11 protein-coding genes are annotated in these 17,536 nt (G+C 71.3%); 3 read left to right on the top strand and 8 right to left on the bottom strand.

The annotated features are described in order from the left end of the window. Positions 1 to 34: 34 nt before the first annotated feature. A complete protein-coding gene (locus tag OHA11_RS41900; protein ID WP_266505820.1) occupies positions 35 to 1,996 on the bottom strand; it encodes a primary-amine oxidase in 1,962 nt (653 codons plus the stop codon). 140 nt (positions 1,997 to 2,136) lie between these two features. Between OHA11_RS41900 and OHA11_RS41895 the strand changes: the two genes are divergently transcribed. Continuing rightward, a complete protein-coding gene (locus OHA11_RS41895) occupies positions 2,137 to 2,904 on the top strand; it encodes a GntR family transcriptional regulator (protein ID WP_266505818.1) in 768 nt (255 codons plus the stop codon). Between the two features lie 44 nt (positions 2,905 to 2,948). Here OHA11_RS41895 and OHA11_RS41890 read toward each other — a convergent pair whose 3' ends face one another. From OHA11_RS41890 to OHA11_RS41875, 4 genes are read right to left on the bottom strand one after another with little or no spacing between them, the layout of a single operon-like run. Continuing rightward, a complete protein-coding gene (locus OHA11_RS41890) occupies positions 2,949 to 5,672 on the bottom strand; it encodes an FAD-dependent oxidoreductase (RefSeq protein ID WP_266505815.1) in 2,724 nt (907 codons plus the stop codon). After that, entirely contained in the window at positions 5,669 to 7,120 is a 1,452-nt protein-coding gene (locus OHA11_RS41885; RefSeq protein WP_266505812.1) for an aldehyde dehydrogenase, read from the bottom strand. The genes OHA11_RS41890 and OHA11_RS41885 overlap by 4 nt, the downstream gene beginning before the upstream one ends. Before the next feature lie 46 nt (positions 7,121 to 7,166). Next, positions 7,167 to 8,735 (bottom strand): glutamine synthetase family protein, encoded by a 1,569-nt coding sequence (locus OHA11_RS41880; protein WP_266505809.1) that lies wholly within the window; start codon positions 8,733 to 8,735, stop codon positions 7,167 to 7,169. Then, a complete protein-coding gene (locus tag OHA11_RS41875; protein WP_266505806.1) occupies positions 8,722 to 10,149 on the bottom strand; it encodes an aromatic ring-hydroxylating dioxygenase subunit alpha in 1,428 nt (475 codons plus the stop codon). Before OHA11_RS41875 ends, OHA11_RS41880 begins: the two co-directional genes overlap by 14 nt. Positions 10,150 to 10,745: 596 nt before the next feature. On the opposite strand from OHA11_RS41875, the gene OHA11_RS41870 reads away from it, so the two are divergent. Beyond that, the gene (locus tag OHA11_RS41870) at positions 10,746 to 11,324 is read left to right on the top strand and encodes a dihydrofolate reductase family protein (protein ID WP_266505804.1); all 579 of its coding nucleotides are present in this window, start codon (positions 10,746 to 10,748) and stop codon (positions 11,322 to 11,324) included. A gap of 243 nt (positions 11,325 to 11,567) precedes the next feature. On the opposite strand, the gene OHA11_RS41865 is transcribed toward OHA11_RS41870, so the two are convergent. Continuing rightward, positions 11,568 to 12,206: a DUF4232 domain-containing protein gene (locus OHA11_RS41865; protein WP_266505802.1), complete on the bottom strand. Its 639-nt coding sequence runs from the start codon at positions 12,204 to 12,206 to the stop codon at positions 11,568 to 11,570. Between the two features lie 342 nt (positions 12,207 to 12,548). Between OHA11_RS41865 and OHA11_RS41860 the strand changes: the two genes are divergently transcribed. Then, positions 12,549 to 15,686 carry a BTAD domain-containing putative transcriptional regulator gene (locus tag OHA11_RS41860; RefSeq protein ID WP_266505799.1) on the top strand — a complete coding sequence of 1,046 codons (3,138 nt, stop codon included), beginning with the start codon at positions 12,549 to 12,551 and terminating at the stop codon, positions 15,684 to 15,686. Here OHA11_RS41860 and OHA11_RS41855 read toward each other — a convergent pair. Further along, positions 15,667 to 16,479 carry an ABC transporter permease gene (locus tag OHA11_RS41855; protein ID WP_266505796.1) on the bottom strand — a complete coding sequence of 271 codons (813 nt, stop codon included), beginning with the start codon at positions 16,477 to 16,479 and terminating at the stop codon, positions 15,667 to 15,669. The two genes, OHA11_RS41860 and OHA11_RS41855, sit on opposite strands and share 20 nt — an antisense overlap. Then, a complete protein-coding gene (locus tag OHA11_RS41850; RefSeq protein ID WP_266505794.1) occupies positions 16,476 to 17,447 on the bottom strand; it encodes an ATP-binding cassette domain-containing protein in 972 nt (323 codons plus the stop codon). Before OHA11_RS41850 ends, OHA11_RS41855 begins: the two co-directional genes overlap by 4 nt. Between the last annotated feature and the right edge of the window lie 89 nt (positions 17,448 to 17,536).

The following is a 17,536-nucleotide window of genomic DNA, read 5'->3' as shown; positions in this document are numbered from 1 at the left end:
AGATATCCCAATAGGCATGCTTTGCGATGGTTCATCAGGTTCCGCAGCAGCGGTCCGCGTCGGCCGACGGATCCGGGATGTCCATGGCCGGGTTGCGGTCGAAGAAGCCGTCGGGCTCGAAGACCAGTCGCACCCGGTCGACCGGCATGACCGGCCACTGCTCGGGCCGGGGGAAGTGGTGGCTGCCCACGACCGGCCACAGCACCAGCTCGGCCCCGTCCAGCGAGCGGTCCTTGCGCTGCCAGACTTGCACGCCGTCCTCACCGGGCTCCGCCTGGTTCGGGTACTGCCCTCCTACGTACTGCTCGGCCGGGTCGGAGACCGTCGCCCACAGATGCTGGTGGACGAAGGGCGCCCGGCGGGCCATCACCGAATCGGGCCGCGCGAACGGCCGGGTGGTGTTGGGCAGCAGCAGCCGGTACGCGGTCGGGTCCCCGTAACGGTTCTGCCTCTGCGCGCTCTCCACCCGCCAGTGCCGGGACGTCGCCGGGTTGGTCCGGCGGGCGGCCTGCGACTCCGACAGCAGGGGCGTGCGCACCATGCGGACCGCGTTGCCGTACGGGTCGTGGCGCGGGTCGTCCTCCGCCTGGGCGTTCTCCTCCACCAGGCGGTTGAACGGGCCGTCGACCGCGGCGTCCAGACGCAGGCCGAAGTAGTGCTGGTGCGTGGGCGTCTGGACGCCCCGCGAAACCACCCGGCCGTGCCGCACCTCCTCGCCCTCCTCGATCCCGGAGGCCGACAGCATGCCGGTGAGCTTGATCTCCAGCTCGATCCTGCCGTCCTGGTAGAGCGACCAGTAGAAGCCGTAGTCGTAGTTGGCGACCGTCTGAAAGCTGGAGATGATCAGCCGCCGGGAGCGGCGCACCTCGCTCACCCCGCGGCGCAGGTCGTTGTGCTTCCAGAGGATGCCGTCGTCCTCCTCGTGCATGCAGATCGCCTGGTCGATCTCCTGGGCGGCGCCGTCGCCCGCGAGGTAGGCCGCGTCGAAGTAGTGGATGACACCCAGGCAGTCGCAGCCGAGCGCGAGCGAGTTGGTCAGCGGGCCGGCGCCGTACTCGCCCCAGTCGAAGAAGTTCTTGCGGAACTGCGTGGAGCTCGGGTCGAGGTAGGGGACGTACATCTCGTTGCAGGCGGCCCGCTTGAGCACCGAGCGCCCCAGGAAGCCGAGGTCGTACAGGACCAGGCCCTCACGGTGGGTGAAGCCGACCCGGAACTCCCAGCCCTGCCAGCTGACTTGGTGTCCGTCGACGGTGAAGCTGGGCCCCTCGGGCTGCACCACCTCCAGCGGCTTGAGCCCCGCACGGTCCGGGCCGAACCCGCCGGCCGACAGCGGCCCCGGCTCCTCGGAGACCGGGACGACGCCGTGGTCCTCGACCTCCAGCACCTCCATCGTCGCCATGTCGATGAGGGGGATGACGCCCTGTACGGGGCGCACATAGGCGTTGTCGTCCTCCTGGACCCGGTGCCAGACCGAGCCCCAGGTGATCCTGCGGTCCTTGTACTTCTCCGGTACGAAGCCGCCGATGGACTCGGCGTCGATGACCGTCAGCGACACGTCGTGGATGCCTCGCCGGGCCAGTGCCTCGCGGAACAGCGGGTTCGCCCGGCATGCCTGGGCCGCCGCGCGCGCCTCCGTCGAGGTGATGCCCGGCCGCCGTATGTCCACCGGCCGCCACTCCAGGCAGCGCGGCTCGGCACCGAGCTGCACGTCGATCTCCCAGGCGCCGGGCAGGTCGTGGTCCATCGCCACCAGCCCCACCCGCACCTCCCCCGCGGTCTGCCGGCCTGCCACCACCTCACGGGCGAAGCGTTCGTCCAGTACCGCGCCCCAGAACCTGGTCCGCTCCCCCAGCCGGCCGTCGGCCCGCGCCACGGCGACGGCCGCGTCGATCTCCGCGGGAGACAGCGGGTCGAGAGGATGGGTGCGCTCACGCCGGGCATGGACACGGGTACTGACGCTTCCGGGCGGGTTGTGCATGATGTGCGCTCCGCTCATGTGCACGTGCCGCAGTCCTTGGATCCTGCGACCGTTAGAATGGATACATTAAGCTGTTGGGGGTTGTCAGGACTACCGTCCCGGCACTCCCCCGCCCCGGCCATCGCCGGCCTTCGCCTTCCCGACCAGACGGAGACCTCATGGACACCGCCCCGCTCCCCGACGCGGACTCGCCCGCAGGAAAGGGCAAGGCGCTCGTCGACGACACCGCGGCCGCGATCCGCGCGCGGATCCTCTCCGGTGAGATCCCCATCGGGGCGCAACTGCGCCAGGTCGAGCTCGCGGAGATGCTCGGCGTGAGCCGCACCCCCGTACGGGAGGCGCTGCGGCAGCTCCAGGCGGGCGGCCTCATCGAGGTGCTGCCCAACCGCGGCGCCGTGGTCCGCGTCCCCGCCCCCTGGGAGGTCCGCGAGGCCTACGAGATCCGCGCCGAGCTCGAAGGGCTCGCCTGCGTCCGGGCGGTCCACGCGGTCACCCCGGACGTACTGCGGGAACTGCGCGAGGCCAACGAGACGGTACGCGCGGTCAGCCGGGGGGTACGCGACGTCAGCGGCGGTCCGGCGCCCGGCGAGGGTTCCCCGCCCGCCACCTCCCCGAACGCCTCGCCCTCCACCTCCGCCAACGACTGCTTCCACACCCTGATCCACACCGTCGCCGGCAACAGGCGTCTCGCCCGCGCCATCAAGGACGTCAACGAGGCGTTCCCGCGTAACGTCTCCGCGCTCGTCCTCCAGGACAACCCCCGCCATCGCGAGGACAACATCCGCGAACACGAGCGGATCGTCGAGGCTCTCGCCGCGGAGGACGCGGAGCGGGCACGCAGTGAGATGAAGGCCCATGTGATCAGTGCGGGCGAGCAGTTGGCCCGCTGGTACGAACAGCGGTCGGCCACCGTCTTCCGCGGCTGACCGGCTGTCGGTGCGGGCGCGGGTGCGGGTGCGGGTGCCGGGGGTCATGCTCCGGCTCCCGGTCCGGGCCGGTCGGTGATGCCCATCGCGGCCGGAGACAGGAAGTCCAGGTCCGGTCGTTCCTTGCCCTCCGCCAGATCCGCGAGCGCGGCGCCCAGTGCGGGCCCGAACTTGAAGCCGTGGCCGGAACAGGCCGCCGCCACGAACACCCGGTCCTCACCCGGGAGCCGGCCGACGGCGAACCGGTTGTTCGGCGCCATCGTGTAGCGGCAGGTGATCGCCTCCTCCACCGGCCCGTCGGCCGCCGGAAGGAACCGCGAGGCCAGACCGAGGAGCCGGTCCCGCTCGGCCTCGGTGACCGGCCCGGCGGGCACCGACGGATCCTCCGGCGGCCCGTGGTCCAGGCCGATCTTGACACCTGCTCCGCCGAAGGCCGGGATGCCGTACAGCAGGCCGACGTCCGGTACGTCGACGGAGAACGCGCCCAGCAGCGGCGGCTCCAGCAGGTGCCGCCGCGAGGAACCGAGGTGCAGGTTCACGATCCGCACCACGCTCAGCGGCCGGGCGAAGGCGGGCAGCAGTTCGCCGGTCCAGGGGCCCGCGCACACGACCAGCCGGTCCGCGTGCAGGACGCCCTGCTCCGTGTCGACCCGCACGCCCCCGCCGTCCCGGCGCCGGCCGAGCACCGCACAGCCGTCCCGCCGGTCCACGCCGTGCGCGCGACCGAGCGCCGCCAGCGCGGTGAGCGCGGCCTGGGCGTCGATGACGCCGGCGGCCGGATCATGGACCGCGGAGAAGCCCTCGCACAGGCGCAGCCCGGGGAAGAGTTCCGCGGCACGGGCGTGGTCCACGTTCTCGCAGCCGGGGCCGCGCAGGGTGGCGGGGGCTCCCGCCGCCCTGGCGTACAAGCCTCCCGTGGTCGTCACCAGCCGCTGCCCGGAGGCGAGTTCGAGTTCCTGCCAGGCGCTGTAGGCGGTGTCGACGAGTCCGTCCCAGATCTCGGCGGGATAGGCCCGCCGGATCATCCGCGTTCTGCCGTGCGAGGAGCCCTCGGTGTGGCCCGCGGGGAACCGGTCGAGGTGGATCACGCTCGCTCCGCGGGCCGCCAACTGCCAGGCGGCGGACGAGCCGTGGACACCGGCCCCGACGACGATCACGTCGGCCCGGTCACCGGCGGATCCGGTCGGCCGGGAGGAGACGGGCCGCGGGCCGACGGAAGCGGGCTCGGGAACAGTGGCTGCACCCGTCGCGGATGCGGGCTCGGGACCGGTGGACGTCGGCGTCGCGGGTCCCGGCTCGGGACCGGTGGACGTCGGCGTCGCGGGTCCCGGCTCAGGACCGGTGGATGTAGGCGTCGGAGGTCCGGGCTCGGGACCGATGGACGTCGGCGTCACGGATCCCGACTCGGGACCGACGGACGTCGGCGTCGCGGACCCGGGAACAGTGAACGTCGGTGTCGGGGATCCCTGAGTCACCCCTGACGGCGACCCTGATGCCGTACGCGACACGGTCTCGGAGGTCGCCTCCCGCGTTCCCCGGCGGCGCCGTTCTCGTGCGGTCAGCGCGGCGACGAGCGCGTCCACGTCGTCCGCGCTGTTGTAGACGTGCAGCGAGGCCCGGGCGACCCGTTCCAGACCGCGTCGGCCCAGGTCCCACTGGCCGTGCGAGGCGGGCACGGTCGTCAGCCTGAATCCGGTCGCGCGCAGGTCCCGTACGGTCTGGCGCGGGTCCTCGTCCTCGCGCAGGAACGTCACGATGCCCGAGGCCGCCGCCGTCGGATCGGTCCGCCGGATCCCCGGTACGCCCGACAGTCCGGCCCGCAGCCGTTCGGCCAGCTCCGTCACGTGGTCGCGGATCAGCGCGACACCGAGGTCGAGCGCCTCGTCCAGGGCCGTGCCCAGGCCCAGTCGCAGGGCGTGGGAGGACTCCCATGTCTCGTAGCGCCGGGCCCCCGGTACCACCTCGTAGCCGTAGGCCGACGACCACTGGGCTCCGCGTACGTCCGGAGCGGCGGGCCTGGTTCTCGCCCGCAGCTCGGGGTCGACGTACAGCAGACCCGTGCCCCGCGGCCCGCGCAGGAACTTGCGGCCGGTGGCGACGACGATGCCGCAGTGCATCTCCTGGACGTCGACCGGGAGTTGGCCGAGCGACTGCGTCGCGTCCAGCAGCAGCGGCACCCCCGCGCGGGCGGCCAGCGCGCCCACGGCGGCCACCGGTTCCACCAGCCCGGAGGACGTGGGGACATGGGCGATGGTCACGAGCGCGGCCGGCTCGCGCAGGGCCGTCTCCAGTGCGCCGAGGTCGACCTGTCCGCTCGCGTCGGCCGGCAGTACCTCCAGCACGATGCCGTGCGAGTCCCGCATCTCCAGCAGGTGCAGGGCGGAGCTGACGTAAGTGGACGGCGATGCCAGGACCCGGTCGCCCGCCTTGAGCCGCAAGGCTCCCAGCGCCCGCTGCCAGGCGGTGGAGGCGCTGTCCACCAGGGCGATGTCCTGCGGCGCGGCACCGATCAGCCGGGCCGCCGAGTGGTACACCCGCTCCGTGCGGTCGGCCAGCGCCTCGGCCGCCTCGTAGCCGCCGAGCAGCGACTCCAGGTGCAGGTGGTCGGTGACGGCGGCCAGCGTCGCCGCGCTGGGCAGGGCCGCCCCGGCGGCGTTCATGTGGCGGGCGTGGCGCATACCGGGGGTGGCGGCGCGCAGTGCCTCGATGTCGAGTGCCGGACTCCGAGGTGTCGGCGGGGGGCTGGGAACCGCGGTGTCGGTACTCATAGGGCGACGACCACCGCCTTGCGCTCGCAGTAGGAGTACAGGGCGTCGTCGCCCAGGTCCCGGCCCAGGCCCGAGTCGCCGAGTCCACCGAAGGGCAGTGCCGGGTCGAAGATGTTGTAGGTGTTGATCCACACCGTTCCGGCGCGCAGCCGCGCGGCCATGCGGTGGGCGCGGGAGAGGTCCCTGGTCCAGACTCCGGCGGCGAGCCCGTAGGAGGTGTCGTTGCCGATGGCGACGGCTTCGTCGTCGTCCTCGAAGGGGATCACTCCCACCACGGGGCCGAAGATCTCCTCGCGGGCGATCCGCATGCTGTTGGTGACGTCCGTGAACAGCGCCGGTTCGACGAAGTAGCCCGGCCGGTCCGGTACTTGGCCACCGGTCACCAGTTTCGCACCCTCGGCGACACCGGCCTCGACGTACGACAGGACCTTGGCCCGCTGTTCCTCCGAGACCAGCGGACCGACGGTGATCCCGCCGTCCAGGCCGTTGCCGACGGGGACCTTGCGCACCGCGGCGGCCAGGCGCTCCTCCATCTCCGCCAGGACGGAGCGCTGGACCAGCAGTCTGCTGCCGGCCGTGCACATCTGCCCGGAGTGGCCGAAGGCGGCCCGCATGGCGGTGATGACGGCGGCGTCCAGGTCGGCGTCGGCGAAGACGATGTTGGGGCTCTTGCCGCCGAGTTCCAGGGTGAGGCGCTTGACGGTGGGGGCGGCGGCGCCCATCACCAGCCGGCCGACCTCGGTGGAGCCGGTGAAGGACACCTTGGCCACACCCGGGTGCGCGGTGAGCGCGGCACCCACCTCGCCGTCGCCGGTGAGTACGTTCAGCACGCCTGCCGGCAGGCCCGCCTCTTCGCACAGGGCGGCGACGCGCAGCATGGTCAGCGGGGTCTGTTCGGCGGGCTTGACCACGACGGTGCAGCCCGCGGCGAGTGCGGGGGCCAGCTTGAAGCAGCCGGTCATGATGGGGAAGTTCCACGGCAGGATCAGCGCGGCCACCCCGACGGGCTCGGGCACCGTGTAGACGTGGTGTCCCGGGTCCAGGGGCACGACCGTGCCGGTCAGCCGGGCGGGGGCGCCCGCGAAGTGACGGAACGTCCTGGCGCTCATCGCGGTGTCGGCGCGCGAGCGTTCGACGGGTTTGCCGTTGTCGCGGGTTTCCAGCACCGCCAGTTCCTCGGCGTGCTCCTCGATCAGTTCGGCGATCCGGTGCAGCACCCGGCTCCGCTCAGCGACCGGCAGACCGCGCCAACGGCCGTCCTCGTGCGCCCGGGCGGCCGCGGCCACGGCGTCGTCGACATCCCGCGGCGTGGCCTGTGCGACCCGGCTCAGGACGGTTTCCGAGGCGGGATCGACGACGGGGAACGTCCGGCGGTCGCCGGGAGCGATCCACCGGCCGTCGACGAGGAAGGGTTCCAGCGGCGCGGGTTGGGCCTTGAACGTGGTCATGGCGTCTTCCGTGAGGTGTGGGCCGGCCGTGGGGGCCGGGATGCGGTCAGACGAGGTCGAAGTACTCGCGTTGCTCCCAGTCCGAGACATGCGCCAGGTAGCGCGCGAACTCCGCGCGTTTGATCGTGGTGAACCAGGAGACGACGTCCTGGCCGAGCGCCTTGGCGAAGACCGGGTCCGCGTCGAGCGCGTTCAGCGCCTGGCCGAGCGAGCCGGGCAGACCGCGGGCTCCGGTGTCGTACGGGTCGGTGGTCGGCGGGCCGGGGTCGAGCCGCCGGGCCATCCCGTCCATCCCGCTGACCACCTGCGAGGCGATGTAGAGATACGGGTTCGCCGCCGGCTCGCCGGATCTGTTCTCCAGTCGGGCGCCGCCCTCACCCCGGGCACCGACGACCCGCACCATGGCGCCCTTGTTGTCGATGCCCCACACGACCCGGTCGGGAGCCAGGGACATCGGCAGGTACCGCTTGTATCCGTTGACGGTGGGTGTGGTGAAGACGGTGGCGGCGGGCGCGTGTTCCAGCAGCCCGGCGAGGTAGTGCCGGGCCACCGGGGACAGCGGCTCCCCCGGCGCGGAGTCGGACACCGAGCCGGACACCGAGCCGGGCACCGGATCGGGCGCCGGGTCGAAGGCGGCTTCACCGGTCGCCCGGTGGCGCAACGACTGGTGCAGGTGCCATCCGCTCGACGCGGTCTCCGCCGTGGCGGGACGGGACATGAACGTCGCGTGGTAGCCGTTCCTGCGGCAGATCTGCCGCACCGCCGCACGAGCCAGCAGCGCGTCGTCCGCGGCCTGCGCCGCGTCCCGCGCGTCAAGGGTCAGCTCCAGTTGGCTGGGCCCGAACTCCAACTCCAGGGAACGCAACGGCAGATCGAGTCCGGTGAGCCCGCGGTACAGCAGGTCCACCAGGTCGTCGAGCCGGTCCAGACCCTCCTCGTGCAGCAGCTGCGAGCCGCTGCTCAGCGGCGCCACCTCCGGTGCCGGGCCGGGTGCGCCCGGCCGTCCCACGCCCACCGACGCGGCCCCTTCCGCGGCGGGACGGTATACGTGGAACTCCAGCTCCACACCGACCGTGAGGTCGTACCCCGCGTCCGCCAGCGCGGCCAGCCTGCCGCGCAGCAGACCGCGTGAGCAGAACGCCGCTGGGGTGCCGTCGGGGTGGTAGAGGTCGCACAGGATCCAGCCGGTCCGCTCGGCCCACGGCAGTACCCGGAACGTCGTCATGTCCGGCACCAGAACGATGTCACCGACCCCGGCGAAGCGACCGCCGGCCAAGCCGTCGCCGCCCGAGAAGACGGGGAAGACGGTCCGGCCGGAGGTGTCCTTCAACAACAAGGAGGACGGCGCGGTGACTCCCGAGCGCAGGGCGCCGGGCACCGCCTCCCTGGTCAGGGTCTTGCCTCGCAGCACGCCGTGCTGGTCGGCGAAGGAGAACCGCACCTTGTCCAGGCCGAGTTCGTCGATCACCCGGCGGAAGTGTCCGGCGGCCACGTGCTGCCGCTCGTCCCACAGGCCGTGCCGCTCGACGAAGCCGCCGGTTGCGGCGGAGGCCAGCGGGCGAGCGCCGGGTCCGTCGCCGCCGTGCGCCCGCGGCCTCTCGTCAGCGCTGCGCACCGGTCACCTCCCGCCCGGCCCACGGCGACCGCGCGCGCCGCTCCGACTCCCGTCGCCGCCAGGCCTCTTCCCAGCCGTCCGTGGGCGTGATGGTGTCGATGGCCAGGGGCCCGGTCAGCTCCTCGGCCGCCCGCGCGTCGATCGGCAGACCGGGCACCGGATGACCGCTCTCGAACGAGGTGATCGCCTTGAGCAGCAGTCTGCGGTTGGCGGTCACGGCACGGTCGGACACGCCGAGCCGCTCGACGGTCCGGTCCTGGACGGGCCCCATGCTCTCCACCGCCCACTGGTCATGGACGTTGATGTCCAACCCCATGCCGGTGTACGTGAGTTCCCGCTGCTCCTTGGGATCGAAGCCCCAGTCGTTCGAGCGGTTGCGCAGCGGCCGGTAGTCGGGGAGCGAGACCTCAGCGAGGCGCTGTGCCAGCAACGTGTCCTTGTCGGTGACCTCTTCGAAGTCGTAGAGGATCATGAACCAGTAGTGGTTCTCGTCGTCGATCGGGACGTGCCACTGGCAGAAGACCTTGCCGTTGCCGAAGGGCACCACGAAGGCATTGGGGAACACCAGGTTGGTGATCCGTACATGCCTGACGTCCTCGGTGAGTTCGCGCAGCGCGAAGACCCGCAGGCCGTGCTCGGCGCTCTCCACCTCGATGTCCGGCCGGAAGTTGTCGCCGACCAGTTCGGAGAGCTTCTTCCCGGTGCCCTCCACCTCCTCGCTGAACTGCTGCCCGTACACCTCGCGCGGGTCCTCGCCGACGAAGCGGTGCAGGAAGGAGACGTGGCTCGGGTCGATCCCGCCTTCCACGCCCTGCAGCCAGTTGCACTCCCACCAGCCCTTGAAGGCGAAGGTGTACTCCTCGGGAGCGCGGAAGCAGTCGTACGCCGGGAAGGGCGGCGGGGCACCGGTGCCGAGGTAGGCGAAGACGATGCCGTTGCGCTCCACGCAGGGGTAGCTCGGGATACGCACCTTGGCGGCGAAGTTGCTGTGCTCGGGTTCCGCGGGCTGCTCCAGGCAGCGGCCGTCCGGGCCGTACAGCCACCCGTGGTAGAGGCATCGCAGTCCGCCGTTCTCCCGGCGTCCGTAGGAGAGGTCGACACCCCGGTGGGCGCAGTACCGGCCGACCAGGCCCCACGGGCCGGCCACGGGCCCGGCCCCGGCTGAGCTCTGAGGGCGTACCGTCTCGTCGCCGTCCGATGCGGGCAGGTCCGATGCGGGACCGTTGGATGCGGGGCCGTCGTCCCGCCGGAAGAGGACCAGGTCCTCGCCCATGATCCGGATCGCCTTGACCGGTCGTTCGTCGGACATCTCCGAGACGAGGGCGACGGGCTGCCAGTAGGCGCGCATGAGCTGTCCGAGGGGGGTGCCCGGGCCGGTGCGCGTAACGCGCTCGTTGTCCTCGCGTCTCAGCATCGCTCACCTCGTGCATCCGATTGAGTGTTACTTGGATCCAATCTGTGGATCCAATCCTTGCACATCGAGATCCAGAGCAACAGGGTCGAATTTCCCAGGGCTGCAATGCGGCCTCCCCCGGCCGCAACCCCTACGTCCCAACTCCCTTGCAGCGCCCGCGACTTGAGAGCGGGCACACTCCCCCACGACGTCACCACCAGAGCAGAGCGAGCATGACGGCCATGGCGGTGACCATGAGCCCGCCGCCCACCTCTCCGCGGCTTTGTTCTACGACTGCCTCGGTCGCCGTCAGCAGCGCCATCAGGCCGGGTTCACCGGAGAGACAATGAATGGGGTGGCATGCTCACGGCCCTCCTGTATGTCACGCGCGCAGGACGACGCCCTCGCAGATACGGACAAACCTGAGCGATACATGTTTCGCGCTCAACCGGCTCCCGTTTCTCACCAGTAACGGGTCTCGCGAACAACGGGACGGATCGTCGGGAGCCGACGCGGTAGTCCGCGGAATCCGTCCTCGGGCCAAGATGGCGATGAGTTTCGCCGTGGATTCAGGTCTGTATCCACGTACTCAATCAACCACGCCCAAGGAGAGCATCATGACCGCCAGCTACACCTTCGACGTCTTTTCCAGCCTCGACGGCTTCGGGGCCGCCGGCGGCGACTGGACCGGCTACTGGGGCAAGCAGGGCCCCGAGCTGCTCGACCACCGCCTCGCCCTGTACGACGAGGAGCAGCGGATGGTCTTCGGGGCCAACACGTATCGGGCGTTCGCGCGGATGCTGGCCTCAAGCACCGAGGAGTCCGAGGTGCGCGACCCATGGGTCACCCGGATGAGGAGCCTGCCGGCCACGGTGGTGTCGACCACACTGGAAGGATCCCTCGACTGGCCGGATGCGGAGGTCGTGAGCGGCGACGCCGTCGACGTCGTCGCCCGGCTCAAAAAGGAGTCCGAGGTGCCGTTGCGCTCGCACGGCAGCCTGTCGATGAACCGGGCGCTGATGGCCGCCGGTCTGGTCGACCGCGTCCAGGTGACGCTCTTCCCTGTGATCACCGGCCGGACCGGGCTGGACCCGATCTTCCAGGGTGCGGCCGACTTCGACCTCGAACTGATCGAGCACCGGACGCTGGACGGCCACACCCAAGAACTCACCTACCGGCCCACCCTGCACGTCTGAGCCCGCGAATCTGACGCGGCCACCGGCCCGAATGCCAGGTCTCCCACTGTCTCCCACTTCCTGTCTCCTACTGCCTCACGTCGTGCGATCTGATCCGCCAGGTGTCCGATGTCCGATGTCCGGCCAGAGGCGGACCAGCCGGTGCTCGACACCGTACGGAAAGCTGCGTCTGGCGGCGCGCTTCGCCACCGGGCGCTGTGTGCTGCGAAGCAGGCCGGAAGCCGAAGACGGCGATGAGTCGGTTCAGGGGAGGGCGCGAAGAACATCCGCCGCGGAGGTGTGCCAGTTGGTGACGATCGGGTCATCGACGGTGACGGTTTCGACCGGCAGGAAGACCGGGTTCGGATCGTCGTTGCCGATGGCGATGATGATCCTGTCCAGTTCCTTGCCCGCGTCTCCGTCGGCGCTCTTCGGGTTCACCCCGGCGTACGCGGTGGTTCCCCCGCTCAGCGTGATCTGCCCACCGACGGACTTCTCCGCCGGGCCCGCCTCGGTGCCGTCCGCCCCGAAGTCCACCCTCGGGAGTGCCGCGGGCAGGGCGCAGGTGATGCCTGACTCGGCCTTCGCGGTGATCAGGATGTATCCCCCGGCCTGGGTCTCGGACTTGGTACTCCAGGAAATGTCGTTGGCGCCACAGGTCCGCACGGCCTTGCGCCCTCCGTCGGAGCCTTCTCCGTCGGAAACCTCTTCGTCGGAGCCCTCGGCGCTGCTCCGACCGTCGTCCACGATGGCCGAGCCGGAAGCGGTCGCAGAGTCGCCGGCAGGAGTGGACGACGCATTCTTCGCGGCGTCCGTTTCCGTGCCCTGGCACGCGGTCATCAGCATGGCGCCACCCACGAGCGCGGCGGAGACGGCAGAGGTCCTGCGACGGTTGCTGGTCATGAGTCAGTTCCTTCCGGCTTCTTGCGGGTAGCTCACGCCGCGGGCCCGCCGGTGACCATCGGCACCCTCACCCGCAAGATCAAAATAGGTACGGCGGACCGGTTCCACCAGGTCAAATGCTGTCCATTCACTGGTCAGTGCGAGGGGCATCCGACCGCGTGGTCGCGATGATCGGCGCCGAGTGTCACGTCGCGCCGGACAGCAGGACGGATTGCTCAGCCGCCTGTCCAGCGGAGCATCGAGCACGGCGGGGCCGGCTCCTCATTGACGCCATCGCGCACGCCGTCGTCCAGGCGCTGCACTGGGGCTACACCTGATCAAGCCCTTGGCTAATCTGCACGGATGACCACCGACCTGACCCTGCTGCCGCGCGTCGCCTACCGTGGACGGGAAGTCACCGCACCCCGGCTCCGTGGTCTCCTCGCGCTGCTCGCGGGCGACTTGCGCGCGGGCTGCAGCACCGAGCGGCTGGTGGCAGGGCTGTGGCCGGACGAGTTGCCGGAGCGGCCGGGAAAAGCTGTGCAGGTACTCGTGTCCAGGGCGCGGGCGCAGTTGGACGCCGATGTCCTCGTCAGCACGCCGACCGGATACCGGCTCGCCCTCGCCGAGGACCAGGTCGACAGCTCCGCCCTGCTGCTGCACGCCGCCGCGAGCGCTGACCGGGCCAGGGCCGGGGACCACGCGGGATCGCTGGCCGCCGCCGAGGCCGGACTCGCCCTGTGGGAGGGCACCCCCGATCCCGATGGGGACGACGACCCCGTAGCCGCGTTGCGCACCGAGCGCGCCCCCGTCCGCGGCACGCTCGTACGCGCGCAGGCGCTCGCGCTCGCCCGGCTGGGGCGGCACTCCGAGGCGGCCGGGCCACTGGCCGTGGCCGCCGCGGAGCATCCGCGCGACGAGGAAGTGCTCACCGAGCTGCTGCGCGGCGAGTCGGCGACGGCGGGCCCGTCCGCCGCGCTGATCCGGTACGAGGCATACCGCCGTGAGCTGCGCGACGAGTTCGGCACCGATCCCGGCGCCGGACTCAAGGCCGTACAGCGGGAGTTGCTGAGCGGAGAGGCGCCCGTGGTCCGGCACGGTGTGCCGCACGAGCCGAATCCGCTCCTCGGGCGGGACGAGGACATCGCCGAGGTGGAACGGCTGCTGCACGCCTCCCGCGCCGTCACCGTCGTCGGGCCCGGCGGCCTCGGCAAGACCCGGCTCGCGTACGCCGTCAGCCGCCGGGCCGAGCAGCGGGTGGTGTATTTCGTGCCGCTCGCCGGCGTCACCGCGGACGCGGACGTGGCAGTGGAGGTGGCCTCCGCGCTCGGCGCGGGCGAGGGACGGTCCGGCGCCGTGAGCGGCAACGCCCCGGCCGACCCGGTGACCGGCATCCTCGGTGTGCTCGGCTCCGGGCCCGCGCTGCTGGCGCTGGACAACTGCGAGCAGGTCATCCGGGGCGCCGCGGACCTCGTGCAGGCCCTGGTCTCGTCCTCGAAGGACCTGCAGGTGCTCGCCACCAGCCGGGCCCCGCTGGGCCTCACATCGGAGGCGGTGTACGCGCTGCCGGAGCTTGGCCTCGACACCTCGGTCGAGCTGTTCACGCAGCGGGCCCGGGCCGCGCGGCCCGGCGTGGAGCTGCCGCCGGACGCGGTGGACGGGCTGTGCCGCCACCTCGACGGGCTACCGCTCGCCGTGGAGCTGGCCGCGGCGCGGGTACGGGTGCTGTCCGTGCCGGAGATCGCCCGCCGTCTCGGCGACCGGTTCGCGCTGTTGCGCGGCGGGGCGCGGGACGCGCCGGAGCGCCACCGCACGCTGCACGCGGTCGTGGAGTGGAGCTGGAACCTGCTCGCCGAGGACGCCAGGACCGCGCTGCGCACGCTGTCCGTCTTCCCCGGCGGCTTCTCCGGCGAAGCGGCGGAGCAGGTGCTCGGCGAGGACGCGCTGTTCCTGCTGGAACAGTTGGCCGGTCAGTCGCTGCTCACCGTCGCCGACACCCCGGCAGGCGTGCGGTTCCGAATGCTGGAAACCGTACGGGAGTTCAGCGCGGCCCGGCGTGCGGAGGCGGGCGAGGAGGACGAAGCCGTCGGCCGATTCCTCGCCTGGGCGCGGGACTTCGGGGTCGCGTACCACGACGTGCTCTTCGGCTCGGATGCGCGGGCCTCCTGGGAACGGATCAAGGCCGAGCAGGACAACCTCGTACTCGCCCTGCGGTACGCACTGGCCCGTGCGGACGGTCCCGCCACCGCCGCCGTCACCGCCGTCCTCGCCGCTCTGTGGTCCACCGGCACCAACTTCCCCCGCCTTACCGCCCTCACCGAGGACACCGGCCCGCCGCTGTCGCACTACCGCCCCGAACCGGCGTACGTCGAAGTCGCCCGCACCGCCGCGGTGTTGGGCACGGCGACCGTGTTCATGGGCCCCGGCCCGCGTGCCATACGCCAGCTCGTCACCCTCCGGCGGCTGCCTCCGGCCCCGCCGGACACGCTGATGCGCGCCACCGCGGTCGTGCTGAGCGCGACCCCCGAGATACGGCCTCCCGACTACCACGTGATGCGGGGGCTCTGCGACAGCGAGCAGCCGCTGCTCTCCGGCATCGCCGAGTGTGTCGCCTGCTATGTCTGGGAGTTCGAGCACGACATCGACCGCGCGCTCGTCTCGGCCCGCCGGTCGGTCGCCGGACTTGCGCCGGTCGACAATCCGTCCGTGCAGCTCATGGTGCATTCCCGGCTGAGCGAGCTGTGCTTGCGGACGGAGCGGGGCGAGGAGGCGTACGAGCATCTCAAGGCGGCCCTCAGGGAGTTGCCGCGGCTCGGCGACGGGCACGACTACATCGGTATCCGCTCGCTCCTCGTCATCGCCTGTCTGCAACGCGGCGATCCCGACGAGGCCGAGTACTGGCTGCAACAGGCGGAGAGCGACAACGCCCCGCAGCAGGACGACTTCTACCGGCTCGACCTCTGCGGGCGCGCCGAGCTCGCGCTCGCCCGCGGGCTGACGGAGGTCGGGCTCGGCCTGTGGCGCGGCACCATGGAGCGCATGCTCGCGGCCGGTCCGCCGCGCGGCGGCGACGACGCCGGGCTCGACCCGTGGGTGCTCGTGATCCAGTCGGTGGCGGTGACGGCGCACGCGTATGCCGACCGGCTCGGGCTGGTCGCGGAGGCGGTCGGCCGACTGCGACAGCGGCTGCGGACGTTGCTCTCCGATCCGGTCGGCTCGCCCGCCGAACTCCCCCTGTTCGGCACAGTGCTGCATGCCCTCGGCATGACAGGGCTCGCATCCGGCGACACCAGTGCCGTACGTATGATCGCGCTGGCCGAACGGCTCGGCGTGCTGCGGGAGTTCCAGCCGACGATGTCGGCGACGCGCGCCCGGCAGGCGGCCGAGAACGCCGACGGGGCGGCGTACGCCGACGCGGTGTCGGAGTACGCCGCCCTGGGGCGGGACGAGTTGCGGGAGGCGGCCCGCACTGTCATGGCGGTTACTTCGGGTCGCGGTTGAACGACGCCGTCGACCAGCGGTAGCCGAGCGCGGTCAGGCCGACGCACCAGGCGATCGCGATCCACCCGTTGTTGCCGATCTCGGCGCCGAGCAGCAGGCCGCGCAGGGTCTCGATGGCCGGGGTGAACGGCTGGTACTCGGCGATCGGCTGGAACCAGCCCGGCATGGTGTCGGCCGGGATGAAGGCGCTGGAGATGAGCGGGAGGAGGATCAGCGGCTGCGCGCTGTTGGCAGCCGCCTCGGCGTTCGGGCTGGCCATGCCCATCCCGACCGCGATCCAGGTGAGCGCCAGGGAGAACAGCGCGAGCAGCCCGAACGCAGCGATCCACTCCAAGGCCGTGGCGTCCGCGGACCTGAAGCCGATGGCCACGCCGACTGCACCGACGAGGACCACGCTCATCAAGCACTGCAGCACGCTGCCGACGACGTGCCCGACGAGCACGGAGCTGCGGTGGATGGCCATCGTGCGGAAGCGGGCGATGAGGCCCTCGTTCATGTCCATGGAGACGTGCACCGCGGCCCCGATCACGGTGCCGCCGATGGTCATCATCAGGATGCCCGGGACGATGTAGGCGATGTAGTCGGAGCGGTCGGCGCCTCCGATGCCGGTGCTCATCACGTCGCCGAAGATGTACACGAAGAGCAGCAACAGCATGATCGGCGTGAGCAGCAGGTTCAGGGTCCCGGACGGGTAGCGCCACGCGTGCAGGAGGTTGCGGCGCAGCATGGTGCTCGAGTCGCGGACGGCGAGGGAGATCCGGGTCGGGCGGGTGGGGGCGAGGGGGGCGCTCATCGGGCGTTCTCCTTGGACTGGTTGGGGGTGTCGGTGCCGCCGGTCAGGGCGAAGAACACGTCGTCGAGGTCGGGGGTGTGCACGGTCAGCTCGTCCGCCTCGACACCGGCCGAGTCCAGCCAGTCGAGGATGGAGCGCAGCTCGCGCTGGGTGCCGTCGCTGGGGATGTTCAGCGACAGCGCCTCGTCGTCGCGGGAGGTTTCGCGCAGGGCGACGGCGGCGGACTGGTAGGCGGCCGGATCGGTGAAACGGAGCCGGACGTGTCCGCCGGGAATGAGCCGCTTGAGCTCGTCGGCGGTGCCCTCGGCGGCGATCTTGCCGTCGTTGAGCACGGCGATGCGGTCGGCGAGTTCGTCGGCTTCCTCCAGGTACTGGGTGGTGAGGAAGACGGTGACGCCGTCGGAGACCAGCTCGCGGATGATCCCCCACATGTTGTGGCGCGAGCGCGGGTCGAGTCCGGTGGTCGGCTCGTCGAGGAAGATGATCCGCGGGCTACCGACGAGGGTCATGGCGAGGTCGAGGCGGCGCTTCATGCCCCCGGAGTAGGTGGAGGCGGGCTTCTTCGCGGCCTCGGTGAGGTCGAAGCGTTCAAGGAGTTCGGCGGCGACCCGGCGCCCTTCCTGCTTGGACAGGTGGTGCAGGTCCGCCATGAGGAGCATGTTCTCCTCGCCGGTGATCAGCCCGTCGACGGCGGAGAACTGCCCGGTGACGCCGATCATGGCGCGCACGGTCTGGGGGTCGGTGGCCAGGTCGTGACCGCCGACGTGCAGGTCGCCGACGTCGGCGGAGATGAGAGTGGAGAGGATCTTGACGGCGGTGGTCTTGCCTGCGCCGTTCGGCCCGAGCAGCGCGAACACGGACCCGGCCGGCACCGTCAGGTCGATGCCGTCGAGGACCGTCTTGTCCCCGTAGGCCTTGCGCAGCCCCTTGGCCGCGATGGCGAGTGAGTGCGAGGTCGTTGTTGTCATGCCGAGGAGATTGCGGCAGGGCGCATTCAGCGCGGTTTCACTGTGCTTTCAGCGCCCTGAAACTGGGCGGCGGGCATGCCTCATGCCTT

Origin of the sequence: Streptomyces sp. NBC_00878 (genome assembly GCF_026341515.1) — a bacterium.
Classification (GTDB): Bacteria; Actinomycetota; Actinomycetes; order Streptomycetales; family Streptomycetaceae; genus Streptomyces.
This window is presented reverse-complemented; position numbering and strand designations above follow the sequence as displayed.

Excerpts from the sequence above, each read along its gene's own strand:
- OHA11_RS41900 (WP_266505820.1), bottom strand. The coding sequence starts at position 1,996 with ATGAGCGGAGCGCACATCATGCACAACCCGCCCGGAAGCGTCAGTACC.
- OHA11_RS41895 (WP_266505818.1), top strand. The coding sequence starts at position 2,137 with ATGGACACCGCCCCGCTCCCCGACGCGGACTCGCCCGCAGGAAAGGGC.
- OHA11_RS41890 (WP_266505815.1), bottom strand. The coding sequence starts at position 5,672 with ATGAGTACCGACACCGCGGTTCCCAGCCCCCCGCCGACACCTCGGAGT.
- OHA11_RS41885 (WP_266505812.1), bottom strand. The coding sequence starts at position 7,120 with ATGACCACGTTCAAGGCCCAACCCGCGCCGCTGGAACCCTTCCTCGTC.
- OHA11_RS41875 (WP_266505806.1), bottom strand. The coding sequence starts at position 10,149 with ATGCTGAGACGCGAGGACAACGAGCGCGTTACGCGCACCGGCCCGGGC.
- OHA11_RS41870 (WP_266505804.1), top strand. The coding sequence starts at position 10,746 with ATGACCGCCAGCTACACCTTCGACGTCTTTTCCAGCCTCGACGGCTTC.
- OHA11_RS41865 (WP_266505802.1), bottom strand. The coding sequence starts at position 12,206 with ATGACCAGCAACCGTCGCAGGACCTCTGCCGTCTCCGCCGCGCTCGTG.
- OHA11_RS41860 (WP_266505799.1), top strand. The coding sequence starts at position 12,549 with ATGACCACCGACCTGACCCTGCTGCCGCGCGTCGCCTACCGTGGACGG.
- OHA11_RS41855 (WP_266505796.1), bottom strand. The coding sequence starts at position 16,479 with ATGAGCGCCCCCCTCGCCCCCACCCGCCCGACCCGGATCTCCCTCGCC.
- OHA11_RS41850 (WP_266505794.1), bottom strand. The coding sequence starts at position 17,447 with ATGACAACAACGACCTCGCACTCACTCGCCATCGCGGCCAAGGGGCTG.